This is a genomic window from Actimicrobium antarcticum (assembly GCF_039536745.1).
GTDB classification, from domain to species: Bacteria; Pseudomonadota; Gammaproteobacteria; order Burkholderiales; family Burkholderiaceae_D; genus Actimicrobium; species Actimicrobium antarcticum.
Genome location: NZ_BAAAZE010000007.1, coordinates 146,265 through 158,121, shown reverse-complemented (window position 1 = coordinate 158,121; position 11,857 = coordinate 146,265). Strand labels below are relative to the sequence as shown.

The following is an 11,857-nucleotide window of genomic DNA, read 5'->3' as shown; positions in this document are numbered from 1 at the left end:
ATGACCGATATCACGCCCACGCCGCCGGACCCGCGCGCGATCGTTCTCGACACGGTCGCCAAGCTGCCGCACCTGCCTGGCGTGTACCGCTATTTCGACAGCGACAACAATGTGCTGTATGTCGGCAAAGCGCGAGATCTGAAAAAGCGAGTGTCCAGTTATTTTCAGAAGACCCTCAGCAGTTCGCGCATCGCGATGATGGTCGAGCGCATTGCGCGTCTGGAAACCACGGTCACGCGCAGCGAAGCCGAGGCGCTGATCCTTGAGAACAATCTGATCAAGGCCTTGCAGCCGCGCTTCAACATTCTGTTTCGCGACGATAAATCGTATCCGTACCTGAAAATCACCGGCCAGCCATTTCCACGCATGGCGTATTACCGTGGTTCGGTCGACAAGCGCAGTCAGTTCTTTGGACCATTCCCGAGCGCGTGGGCTGTCAAGGAATCGATGCAGATTCTGCAGAAGGTATTCCTTTTGCGAACCTGCGAAGACAGCGTGTACGCCAATCGCACGCGACCTTGTCTGCTGCATCAGATCCATCGCTGCAGTGCGCCGTGCGTGAAGGCGATCAGCCAGGAGGATTACAACCTCGACGTCGAGAATGCCGCAAAATTCCTGCGTGGCCGGCAGAGCGAAGTCATGCAGACGCTGGACGGAAAAATGCACGGCTATGCGGCTGAACTCAAGTTCGAGCAAGCTGCCGCCGTGCGCAACCAGATCAGTGCGCTATCGCGTGTGCTGCATCAGCAAACCATGGAAACCGGCAGCGACGCCGATATCGACATCATCGCCGTCATCGTGCAAGGTGGGCGCGCCTGCGTGAACCTGGCGATGGTGCGCGGGGGCCGTCATCTGGGCGATCGGGCGTATTTTCCGACCCATGTCGACAACGCGCTGGCGACGGCGGACGATGCCATCGATGTCGAAGTGCTGAAGGCTTTTCTGGCGCAGCATTACCTCGAAAAATTCATTCCGGGCACCCTGATCCTGAATCTGGAATTCGACGAACCCGAACTGATGCTGGCATTGATGGAGCAGTGTGGCCATCGCATCAATTTGCTGTTTCAGCCACAATCGCAGCGCCGCCAGTGGCTGGAGATGGCGTGCAAGGGCGCCGAAATTTCGTTGGCGCGACTGCTCTCCGAACAGGGCTCACAGCAATCGCGCACGCGTGCTCTGGCCGAGGTACTGGCGCTCGATAGCGAAGACCTCGAGACTTTGCGTGTCGAATGTTTTGATATCAGCCATACGCAAGGCGAAGCGACTCAGGCCTCGTGCGTGGTGTTCCACCACCACGCGATGCAGAACGGTGAATACCGGCGCTACAACATCAACGACATTACCCCCGGCGATGACTACGCGGCGATGCGTCAGGTGCTGATGCGGCGCTATGAAAAAGTCGCCAATGGCGAAGGCGTGATGCCCGATATCGTCCTGATCGACGGCGGCAAGGGACAGGTCGAAGTTGCGCGTCAGGTGTTTGCCGAACTCGGGCTCGACATCAGCCTGATCGTTGGCGTGGCCAAGGGAGAAGGGCGCCGCGTCGGACTGGAAACACTGGTCTTCGTCGACGGTCGCGAAGCCAAAGAACTGGGCAAGGATTCCGCTGCACTGATGCTCATTGCCCAGATCCGCGACGAGGCACATCGCTTCGCCATTACCGGCATGCGGGCCCGCCGCGCCAAGACCCGGCAGGCGTCCCGACTGGAAGAAATCGAAGGCATCGGTGCCAAGCGCCGCCAAAAGCTGCTGGCGCGATTTGGCAGTCTGCGCGAAGTCACGAATGCGAGTGTCGAGGAACTGACTTCGGTCGACGGTATCTCGCGCCAACTGGCGGAAGACATTTACAAGCAATTGCATTAAATTACGCTCACCATTGCGATCAGCGCAATCCACTCGCAGAAATCCAGTTAAAAGTCTGAACAATGCCTCTGAATATTCCTATCTTGCTCACGTGGTTACGTGTCGCGTTAATCCCTCTGGTGGTGGGCGTTTTTTATCTGCCGGTGACATGGATGTCGCCGTTCGACAAAGGGCTTGCCTCCACCTGCGTCTTCGTCATCGCGGCTGCTACCGACTGGTTTGACGGCTTCCTGGCCCGGCGCTGGAACGAGACGTCATCGTTTGGTGCCTTCCTCGATCCGGTCGCCGATAAATTAATGGTGGCGGGGGCCCTGCTGGTGCTGGTGCAGCTCGATCGCGTCAATGCAGTGGTGGCGTTCATCATCATTGGCCGCGAGATCACGATTTCGGCATTGCGCGAGTGGATGGCACAGCTGGGCGCATCGAAATCCGTCGCGGTCAGCTCGATCGGCAAAATCAAGACAGCCGCGCAAATGACAGCGATCCCGATGCTGCTGTATTACGACTCACTGTTCGGCGTGATCGATACGCGTTTCTGGGGCCAGTGCCTGCTGGCAGTGGCAGCCGTGCTGACGGTCTGGTCGATGTTTTATTACCTGAGAAAAGCTTGGCCACTCATGAAAGAAAACTCCAAGAATCTGCCGTAGGAATTCACAGTTGATTCATGTCGAATACGGGCTCCGCAGCTTGACAAAAAAAGGCAGGCCTCTATAATACGCAACTGTTGTCGACGCGGGAGTAGCTCAGTTGGTAGAGCGCAACCTTGCCAAGGTTGAGGTCGAGAGTTCGAGCCTCTTCTCCCGCTCCAGAATAAAAAAATTGAAGCTGGTTTTCAGGTGCAATTTTAATAAAGACGGTTTCATTGTGATGCGAAGTTTGTGGCACGCATCCATATAAGCCAGCGACAAGTTTCATGCGGGAGTAGCTCAGTTGGTAGAGCGCAACCTTGCCAAGGTTGAGGTCGAGAGTTCGAGCCTCTTCTCCCGCTCCAGATGCAAAAAGGGAAGCTGTTCAGCTTCCCTTTTTCATTACAGAAAATCGACCCGCGCGATTTTTTTACAGCAAATTCGATAGCTGCATGCACCGGATTTGGCAGTACAATTTATCCCATGGCGGGGTAGCAAAGTGGTTATGCAGCGGCCTGCAAAGCCGTTTACGCCGGTTCGAACCCGACCCCCGCCTCCATTAAATCAAGCACTTAGCAGTTCTTTCATCCGTTCATACCCTATCCGACTACTGCAAATTTGTGGTCAACCACACCTGATAAGGCCAACTTGCCTTGGACAGTTCACGCGCTGTGGTCAAAAATAATTCGCGTGTCGACGATCAAACGCCTCCCCAGCGGTAATTTCCAGCTGCGTGTTTCCAATTAATCCACCAAAAGAGGAATCGCCTATGAGAAAGCGGCGCAGGAATTTTGATACGAGCCGCAAACTTGAGGTCGTTCGAATGGTTCGTGAGCAAGGGTCGAGCGTCAAGCAGGTCAGCGATAGTGCGTACATCGGCGAGACGGCAGTGCGCCGCTGGCTGAAGCAATACTTTGCGGAGCAAAGTGGTCAAAAAGGTATCGGCAATTCGCTGACCGTTGACCATGGACGAGCTGGGTATCCGCCAACTGTAAACCGAGCACCGGCGATTACGTGGCGATGTAGACATATGCATCACGTTGACCCGTCATTTCGGTCGGCCGTTTGTTTAGGAAGAAGTCACACGTGGCCATCACGCGCTCACCACTGCAGTATTGTTCATATTTTCAAGCGTTGATTGGCGCTTCAGAATCAAAAATTGCGTGGACAACTTTCCTTTCCGAATTGGCTAAGTCGATGAGTGCCATCGCTATGATGTGGACACATCGCGGTTCCCGGCGTCAGTTGACAAATTTATCGTCACAGGATTGACAACATTACTTTCTGCTACGTCATCGTTCCGGCGAACCGGTACCTTTACCGACGTAATGGTAGACTCAAAATAAGGCAAGACTGCTAAAAGCCACTCCACTTCCCCGCACAGTGCGGCGATTGTCCAGGTAGGTCGACCTGCTGGTCTCAACGAATTGGTGAGTGATGCGAATATTGTTGGCCGAAGATGACCGAATGATTGGCGATGCGGTTCGCACTTCGCTGCGACAAGAAGGCTACGTCGTCGACTGGGTGCGTGATGGCAATGCGGCCGACTCCGCGCTGTTGCATGATCATTTTGACCTCGCCCTGCTTGATCTGGGACTACCCGGCAAGGACGGCATCGACGTGCTGCGTAATCTACGCAATCGTAAAAAGGGCCTGCCGGTAATCATCATCACCGCACGCGACGGCATCGATGCGCGGATCAAGGGACTTGACGCCGGCGCCGATGATTATGTCGTTAAGCCATTTGACATCGACGAATTGGCGGCCCGTATCCGGTCGGCGCTGCGTCGCAGTGCCGGTCATGCAGAACCCGAAATGGAGTTACGCGGTGTTCACATCAATCCGGCAAGCCGCGAAGTCAATCGCGATGGAAATCCAGTCATTTTGTCGGCCCGCGAATATGCGCTCGTCGAAGCGTTGATGCTTCGTCCAGGTGCGATCCTGTCGCGCGCGCAACTGGAGGAACGCATGTATGGCTGGGGCGACGAGGTCGAAAGCAACGCGGTCGAAGTGCATATCCATGCGGTACGACGCAAGCTGGGTACTGATTTTATTCAGAACCTGCGCGGCGTTGGTTATTTCATTCGCAAAGCCGAACCGCAATCGTGAATTCAATACGCTCCCGACTATCCGTATTTCTGTTGCTGGCGGCGATGCTGACGGCGCTGGGAACAGGCGTCGTCACCTATCGGCAAACGCTGGCGGAAAACGAAGAACTGTTCGATTACCAGTTGCGACAGATTGCGCTGTCGCTACGCAACCAGGGACTGGTTGTGAATTCGTACGCCGATTCAAACGACGAGACCCTCGAGGTTGTCGTGCAAATCTGGACCGTCAGCGGCACCATGCTCTACCTGTCAAATCCGGGCGACCCGATTTTTGATCGAGCAACTATCGGATTCACTGATGTCAATGCGAACAACCGTCGCTGGCGCGTGTTCAGCCTTGCTGCCAGGGACCGAATTATCCAGGTCGCGCAACCACTTGAACTGCGGCGCGATTTGGCGGCGACGGCAGCACTTCGCGGACTGGCGCCATTGCTGGCGTTTGCACCGTTGATGGCGCTGTTGATCTGGTGGCTGGTCGGCAGTTCGTTGTCACCGCTAAAGCGATTGGCAACCGAAGTCGGGCAAAGGGATGCGCGGATTCTTGACGAGGTATCGGTAGCCGGTTTGCCGGATGAAATCGCGCCGCTGGTCCAGGCGCTGAATTCGCTGCTGATCCGGCTCAAGCGCGCGTTTGCCAATCAGCGCGCTTTTGTCGCCGATGCGGCGCACGAATTGCGCTCGCCGTTGACCGCATTGAAATTGCAATTGCAATTGTTGGCTCGCGCACCCGATGACGCAGCGAAAGCCGATGCGCTGGCCAAGCTGCATGAGGGCGTAGACCGTGCGACCCATCTCATCGAACAGTTACTCGTCGCAGCACAAACGGCGCCCAACGATACCGTGGCGCAGCTTGAATCGACCGATCTGTCCGAACTGGTTCGACAGTCAATCGCGGACGTGTTTTCGCTTGCGCAAACACGACGAATAACGCTTGAAGCTAACGCCCCCGAGCATCTGCAACTGTCTATCGATCCTGCCCGGATACGCATCCTCGTGCGCAATTTGCTCGACAATGCGATTCGCTACGGCCGTGACGATGGTTCTGTTCATGTGCAGCTATCAAATGATCATGACCGCGTATTGCTAGTCATTGAAGACGATGGGCCAGGAATTGACGCTCATGATCGTGAGCGGATATTCGACCGGTTTTATCGCGGACCCGCGCAACAACAGTCGGGTAGCGGTCTCGGACTGTCTATCGTCAAGAATATTGTTGAGCAGCATGGCGCCCGTATCGAGCTCGAACCCTCTCGATTGGGCGGGCTCAAGGTGACTATTTTCTTCGCGCATCGGACTAGCGAGTCTGACTTTCGCAAATAGACCTTCCGGATTCGTCGACTGCGAATACGCTGCATTTAATTCTGCGTACTTCCTTAAGTCTGAGTTAAGTCTTCGCCGCTATTGTTGGACCTGTAGGCAGCTTCGGTCCAAATCTTAGAAGGGGAATGGAATGAAAACCAAGTCATTGACAATCGCACTCCTTGCAGCAGGAATCATTACCATCACCACTACCGCCAGTGCAGTCACGTGGAATCCGGCAGAGTGGTTCAAGAAGGCGCCATCAGCCGGGCAAACGACAACACAAGTTGCGCCCGCGACAGCTTTGCCTGCCGTTCCGATTGGGCCCATCGGGCCGATGACTGCACCGAATTATCGCGCAATTGTCGAGCGTTATGGCTCTGCCGTGGTCGGCATTAATACACAAGGCATGTCCAAGACCAGCATGGAGGGCTCCGATGGTGCTGGGGCAGATGATCCCTATTTCAAGTTTTTTCGCGGCATGCCAGGTTTCGGTGGTCAGGATGGTCATGCGCCACGTGGAGGCGAGGTACCGGTTCGCGGGCTTGGTTCTGGATTTATCGTCAGCCATGATGGCGTGATTCTTACCAATGCACATGTCGTGCGTGATGCAGATGAAGTGATCGTCAAATTAAGTGATCGCCGCGAATACAAGGCAAAAGTTTTGGGTAGCGACAAGGCCACCGACGTCGCCGTATTGAAAATCGACGCCGGTAATTTGCCGGTCGTCAGTCTGGGTAATCCAAGTCAGCTAGGCGTCGGCGATTACGTGCTCGCGATCGGTTCACCCTTCGGCTTCGAGCAAAGCGCCACTGCCGGCATTGTTAGCGCAAAGGGCCGATCACTTCCCGGCGATGCCTATGTTCCTTTTATTCAGACCGATGTCGCCGTCAACCCCGGCAATTCAGGCGGTCCCTTGTTTGACGCGAGCGGCGCAGTAATCGGCATCAATTCGCAAATCTACAGCAAGACTGGCGGTTATCAAGGCGTCTCGTTCGCGATTCCGATCAACGTCGCGTTGCAGGTCAAGGATCAGATCATGAAGACCGGAAAGGCAGAGCACGCGCGACTCGGTGTGACGATTCAGGAGCTCAGTCCGTCTTTGGCAGAATCGTTCGGCCTGACCAGACCCGATGGTGCGTTGGTGTCCAGCGTGACGCCGGGCAGTGCTGCTGATAACGCGGGTATCAAACCCGGCGATGTCATCCTTAAATACAATACTCAACCTATCGCGCGATCAGGGGACTTGCCAACGCTGGTTGGACTGGGCGTACCGGGCGACAAGGCGACCCTCGAAGTCTGGCGAGGCGGCAAGAAGATTGATCTCGCTACCACGTTGACCGAGGCAAAAGACATCACCGTAGCAGGAAGCAATAGCGAGAAGGGTGCTCGCCAAGCCAGACTCGGCGTTGCGGTCCGTCCGCTGACAGCGGAAGAACAGCAAGGTGCCCATCTTGAATCCGGTGTCGTCGTCGAACAGGTCGCCGGCGCTGCTGCCAAAGCGGGTATCGAAGCGGGTGATGTGATCGTGTCGGTCAACGGCACGTCAGTCAGATCCGTAGAACAACTGCAGACCTTGGTAAAGAAAGAAAGCAAGCATCTGGCGGTCCTGATTCAGCGCGGCGATGAGAGGATTTTTATTCCTGTCGCATTGGGCTGAGGATCGATTGCGGATCGGTTGACTGCCCGCGCGGTGGTGAAGAATACGTATTACTCCTGCCCGACACATCATCGGACACGGCTGTGGTCGTTGCTGAGTGCCTGTGCGGGGTACTTGCAAACACCTCGATTACCCTTTCCGATGGGGCTGTCGCGTCTTATACGGTTTCGATTGGCGCAAGCAGTCTATTTATCAATGGTAAGAGTGTCGACGACATCTTTAAACGCGCCGATGCTGCTTCCTACATGGCCAAAGACAGTGGTCGAAATCAGGTACTTTGTAACTCGTCATCCAACTGTTCAACCGGCTTGCGACAAATGAACATTATTGTCTACGAATGTCAGCTAGCGGCGATGTGGGAGTCTTATCACGGGAAGATAGTGGATGGCCGTGACGGGTCGAAAGCAGCCCTCATGCGAAGCTAAATTTTGCATGATGCAACGAGTTTATGGTCGTCCGTCAGCAGCAGTCATTGCTGATTTGAGGTGAGCGCTGGTCACCGTTAATTCTGGTCAAAAAATCGCTGAATGAAGAGCGCTATTACTAAAAGCCAATATTCGAGACGAAAGAATAAGTGCGACTTGTACAGAAAAGGTTTAAATCCCGGCAAACCACTGATACCCGTTACTGTCTTCCCAGTAGCCACCTTTGCCGCCTTTGATATGGGCAAAGCTGTCAACCAGTTCGATGCGCATCAAATACTTTGCCTGCTTGTAGCCCAATTGTCGTTCGACTCGCAGGCGCAGTGGCGCGCCATTCTGCACAGGTAGGGTTTCACCATTGAGCGCGTAAGCCAGAATCGTTTGCGGATGCGTAGCGTCGTCCAAATCGATACTTTCGTAGTACAGGCTGCTGCCATCGCTTTCCATCGGATCAGCACAATGAAAAACCACGAAGCGCGCTGCAGCGGTTGGCTTGGCCGCTACCAGGATTTGCTGCAGCGGCACCCCGGTCCATTTGCCGATCGCACTCCAGCCTTCGACGCAATCATGCCGGGTAATTTGCGTACGACTTGGCATTGCACGTAATTGTGCCAGCGTCAATTGCATCGGCTGTTCAACCAGTCCATCGACTTTTAACGACCAGTCGGCGAAATTATTTTGTACCATCGCCTGATAGGCAGCGCTGTTCGGATCGCTGGTGCCATTGCTGCGAAAGCTTGGGGAGAGATCGGCTTCTGAAAATTCTTGCGCCATTGCCTTGCGCGAGAGCAGCGCTTTCTGCGCGGCGTGGTTAAAAGTTTCTCCGGATGCCAGTATCTTCGGAAACCAGCTGGTTTGTGCCAGTCGATCGCAGCCTGCCACCAGCACTGCGCCGGCACCTGCCAGCGACATGCGGAAGAATCGACGCTTTTCTGGTTGATGTTTCATGACTTCTCTCCTGAAACTGGATCGGCAGGAATACGGTAATAGCCAGTGATCATCGAGCGCATGTGGTTGAACAGACCGCTGATGAGGACTTCAAACACGTGAATCAGGACGAACGCGACCAGCAGCCATGCCACTACAAAGTGAATAGTGCGTGCCGACTGGCGGCCACCGAACAGATCGACCCAGCCGGTCAGCAGCGAATCAAGTCCGGGCGACATCGCCATACCCATCAAAATGATCAGCGGTAGCAGGACAAATATCACAATCAGGTACGCCAGTTTTTGCAGCACGTTGTAGCGAGTGGCGGCTTCTCCAGTGGGATGCTTGAACTGGACATGGTCTTTTATCGAGGTGCCGATGTTGCGCAATTCCGGAACGGTAGGTGCCATATCACGCTTCAGATGGCCGCTGAACCAACCGTATAGCAAATAGATTACGCCGTTAATGACAAAGAGCCAGGCAAAAAAGAAATGCCAGTCGCGTGCTTCGGCCAGCGAATACGCGCCGGGTATGGTCATCCATAATGGAAATGCGTTGGTATCCGTACTGCCATCGGCTTTCAAGCGGGCGCCCAGAAAACCAGTAGTGTCAAACTCATGGCCGAACACCGTCAGAATGCCTTGCACGTTGGGTTTCGCCGATGGCGTCGCATCTTCATCGTCGGTCTCCTGCGCGCTGATTTCGAGTACGGCGGGGCGGTTAGTGTACGAGGATACGCCCCAATTCAGTGTTGGATGCGCATTGAAAATATGCAGTCCGCTCATAAAGAGGATCGTCAACGAGACCACATTAATCCAATGCATAAGGCGAATCGGTAGGCGGTGCCGGTAGGTCAGCATTGCGGTAGATGCCATGAAATTTCTCTCAAATCGTTAATGGTCGAATTGGAAAATCTGCGGACGCAACATAATCTGGATCGTCGATCTAATGCTATATTTTTCGGCAGGCATTTCTCGTATCCCGGTACCGAGCAGCCACTGAACGCCTGGCACGAGAAAGTGAGCGTAGCACGCTGGCAGACACCGCAGGAACTCAAGAATCAATATCGCAGTGCCGGCGTGGTCGGACACAACCGTATCGTGTTCAACATCAAGGGCAATGACCACCGCATGCTTGTCGCGACTGCCTATCAGTTCGGCGCATTTGATGGCAAATTCATCGTCACACACATCGAATACGACCGCGCCGACGCTGCCACGATCACCATGGGTAATGAATGGAACTCAAGCCGATTCGCATGGGAGAGCAGTATCAGCGGGCGCTGGAAGTGGCGTGCTGGTACGTTGACCACGAACCCGTTCCGGATTCGCCGGAAGGAGACCGCTTCGAAGTGCTGCTGATGCTTATCGAGGCATATGAAAACACGATCTATCCGGCCTCGGCTCCCGACCCGGTTGCGGCCATCAAATTTCGCATGGAACAAGCCGGACTTGTGGCGAAGGATCTGGTGGCGATGATCGGCAAACTCGATCGCGTTTATGAAATCATCAATTGCAAACGGCCACTGATACTGGCCATGATTCGGCGGTTGCAAGCCGGGTTGCATATCTCTGCGGAAAGCTTGATTAGCGGTTCGGCGTCGTCGGGTTGGTTCCCGGCGCAATGTGCTGTTCTAACAGTCCATTTTTCGGCGTCGGCTCGTACACGGTCTTATTTTTGCTTGGCATCATCTTCCTGAGTTGGGCTTCCTCGCGCTCGACTAAATCATGTTTCACTGGCTTCCTTTGCTGTGCCCGAATTGTTGTCAGCAAAAGCAAGGGAGATACAAGACGCTGCCACCATCGACACGCTGCGTTCGCATCTTGCGATGGTTACGGCAAATGCCGCTGCAGCCAACGAGACACACCAGGAACAGCGCAATATCCTGGTGGGCACCTGCTCAGATATCGATCAGTTACGCAAGGACGCGGTGTAAGCGCGCGAGGATGCTGGTTCGTTACGCGATCAGGTCGATGGAACTAGGGAGCCGCAGACCGCGATGATGGAAGCGGGCCGGAATAGCTAAGATTCGTGGCCAAAATCGATTTTTATCTGCCTGTTCAGCAATAGTCGTTATTAATTCGAATCCCCTAAAAATACTGCCATCGTTGAACAGGGCGTTTTTTACAGCCTCACAAGCCAAGTTTGCTGTGCGACCCAATCCGAACGAGCCGCAAAATTACAATATCCGGTTTTTGATCGATCAAAGCCAGGTGGGGCTCGATGTGGCAATTCCGATGCTCTTTGCATTCACCGGTCAGTGCGCAGTCTTAGTAACGTGTCTCCTGTAATTGATCATTTGCCAGCGCGTCTATCGTTGGGAACAGGTCATCGTCGAGCGTTGCCCGATGCTGGCCTTTACTCTCACGCATGTAGTCGCATTTGAATTGGGTTGTCCATTCAATCGCCCTCATGGAGTGCGGCTTTCAGGTTAGCAATGCTGTTGACACGGGGCAGGTTACCGTTATGGGCCTCTTTCATGGCAGCGATAGTGGTCGCATTGGGAATCAGTGGATCGAAAGGCGAGGCGTGTTCCCGCGCAATTTTCGTCAACAGCAACCATACCGCGTCGGACACGGTAAGACCCATCGCGGCCAAGACGGCAGCGGCCTCTTCTTGTATTGCCCCGTCGATGCGGGCCTGCACAAGTGGTAACTGATACGATCAAGCAGTATCGAACGGACGTGATCATTCTCAACGCCGCCTATGCGCTGCTCGACGGGTCCGGCAAATCGATCATCATGGGTAAGGAGGACCTACTGCGCGCCTATCACCTTGCACCCGAGGCAACAGTGATCGCAAGGCATATGGATACAATCAATCATGCGGGGCAAAGCCGAAAGGACCTGAACGACTTCATTCGGAAGGCGGGCATGGACCGTCGACGCGTGCTCGTTCCGCTCGATGGGGAAATTTACCACTTCTGAGAATGAAATAAGACTGCCTAAAAGT

The 11,857-nt window shown here is 54.6% G+C and carries 14 protein-coding genes, 3 tRNA genes and 1 pseudogene; 14 read left to right on the top strand and 4 right to left on the bottom strand.

Features of this window, described 5'->3' with window-relative positions:
- The 10 genes from uvrC (at position 1) to ABD720_RS19300 (ending at position 7,981) form a co-directional block, all read left to right on the top strand.
- A complete protein-coding gene (gene uvrC / locus ABD720_RS06970; protein ID WP_344762540.1) occupies positions 1 to 1,863 on the top strand; it encodes an excinuclease ABC subunit UvrC in 1,863 nt (620 codons plus the stop codon).
- 62 nt (positions 1,864 to 1,925) lie between these two features.
- On the top strand, positions 1,926 to 2,510 hold the full coding sequence (gene pgsA, locus ABD720_RS06965) for a CDP-diacylglycerol--glycerol-3-phosphate 3-phosphatidyltransferase (RefSeq protein WP_344762539.1): 585 nt from the start codon (positions 1,926 to 1,928) through the stop codon (positions 2,508 to 2,510).
- A gap of 85 nt (positions 2,511 to 2,595) precedes the next feature.
- Positions 2,596 to 2,671 (top strand) — tRNA-Gly (locus ABD720_RS06960).
- Positions 2,672 to 2,778: 107 nt separating this feature from the next.
- Positions 2,779 to 2,854, top strand: a tRNA-Gly gene (locus tag ABD720_RS06955).
- Positions 2,855 to 2,974: 120 nt separating this feature from the next.
- Positions 2,975 to 3,048 (top strand) — tRNA-Cys (locus ABD720_RS06950).
- A gap of 210 nt (positions 3,049 to 3,258) precedes the next feature.
- On the top strand, positions 3,259 to 3,627 hold the full coding sequence (locus tag ABD720_RS19305) for a transposase (RefSeq protein WP_425547930.1): 369 nt from the start codon (positions 3,259 to 3,261) through the stop codon (positions 3,625 to 3,627).
- Positions 3,628 to 3,926: 299 nt separating this feature from the next.
- Positions 3,927 to 4,598 (top strand): response regulator, encoded by a 672-nt coding sequence (locus ABD720_RS06945; protein WP_344762538.1) that lies wholly within the window; start codon positions 3,927 to 3,929, stop codon positions 4,596 to 4,598.
- Positions 4,595 to 5,917 (top strand): ATP-binding protein, encoded by a 1,323-nt coding sequence (locus ABD720_RS06940; RefSeq protein ID WP_344762537.1) that lies wholly within the window; start codon positions 4,595 to 4,597, stop codon positions 5,915 to 5,917. Before ABD720_RS06945 ends, ABD720_RS06940 begins: the two co-directional genes overlap by 4 nt.
- 130 nt (positions 5,918 to 6,047) lie before the next feature.
- Positions 6,048 to 7,556, top strand: a complete 1,509-nt coding sequence (locus tag ABD720_RS06935; protein ID WP_344762536.1) for a Do family serine endopeptidase — start codon at positions 6,048 to 6,050, stop codon at positions 7,554 to 7,556.
- On the top strand, positions 7,547 to 7,981 hold the full coding sequence (locus ABD720_RS19300) for a GGDEF domain-containing protein (protein WP_425547937.1): 435 nt from the start codon (positions 7,547 to 7,549) through the stop codon (positions 7,979 to 7,981). The genes ABD720_RS06935 and ABD720_RS19300 overlap by 10 nt, the downstream gene beginning before the upstream one ends.
- A 171-nt stretch (positions 7,982 to 8,152) precedes the next feature.
- Here ABD720_RS19300 and ABD720_RS06930 read toward each other — a convergent pair whose 3' ends face one another.
- Positions 8,153 to 8,926: a molybdopterin-binding protein gene (locus tag ABD720_RS06930; protein ID WP_344762535.1), complete on the bottom strand. Its 774-nt coding sequence runs from the start codon at positions 8,924 to 8,926 to the stop codon at positions 8,153 to 8,155.
- Complete coding sequence (locus ABD720_RS06925) at positions 8,923 to 9,780, bottom strand: cytochrome b/b6 domain-containing protein (RefSeq protein WP_344762534.1); 858 nt, start codon at positions 9,778 to 9,780, stop codon at positions 8,923 to 8,925. The genes ABD720_RS06930 and ABD720_RS06925 overlap by 4 nt, the downstream gene beginning before the upstream one ends.
- 21 nt (positions 9,781 to 9,801) lie before the next feature.
- Between ABD720_RS06925 and ABD720_RS06920 the strand changes: the two are divergent.
- From ABD720_RS06920 to ABD720_RS06910, 3 genes and pseudogenes are all read left to right on the top strand, one after another.
- Positions 9,802 to 10,098, top strand: a pseudogene (locus tag ABD720_RS06920) (type II toxin-antitoxin system HigB family toxin); the annotation flags it as partial.
- Positions 10,099 to 10,142: 44 nt separating this feature from the next.
- Positions 10,143 to 10,604, top strand: a complete 462-nt coding sequence (locus ABD720_RS06915) for a helix-turn-helix domain-containing protein (protein ID WP_344762709.1) — start codon at positions 10,143 to 10,145, stop codon at positions 10,602 to 10,604.
- A 63-nt stretch (positions 10,605 to 10,667) separates the two neighbouring features.
- Positions 10,668 to 10,841, top strand: coding sequence for a hypothetical protein (locus ABD720_RS06910; protein ID WP_344762533.1), 174 nt, complete (start codon positions 10,668 to 10,670; stop codon positions 10,839 to 10,841).
- 196 nt (positions 10,842 to 11,037) lie between these two features.
- Here the strand turns inward: ABD720_RS06910 and ABD720_RS19295 are convergent, their stop codons facing one another.
- The gene (locus tag ABD720_RS19295; RefSeq protein ID WP_425547936.1) at positions 11,038 to 11,166 is read right to left on the bottom strand and encodes a type II toxin-antitoxin system YafQ family toxin; all 129 of its coding nucleotides are present in this window, start codon (positions 11,164 to 11,166) and stop codon (positions 11,038 to 11,040) included.
- Positions 11,167 to 11,305: 139 nt separating this feature from the next.
- A complete protein-coding gene (locus ABD720_RS06900) occupies positions 11,306 to 11,551 on the bottom strand; it encodes a type II toxin-antitoxin system RelB/DinJ family antitoxin (RefSeq protein WP_344762532.1) in 246 nt (81 codons plus the stop codon).
- Between the two features lie 38 nt (positions 11,552 to 11,589).
- Here ABD720_RS06900 and ABD720_RS06895 point away from each other — a divergent pair, with 38 nt between their 5' ends.
- The gene (locus ABD720_RS06895; protein WP_344762531.1) at positions 11,590 to 11,832 is read left to right on the top strand and encodes a hypothetical protein; all 243 of its coding nucleotides are present in this window, start codon (positions 11,590 to 11,592) and stop codon (positions 11,830 to 11,832) included.
- The last annotated feature ends 25 nt before the right edge of the window (positions 11,833 to 11,857 follow it).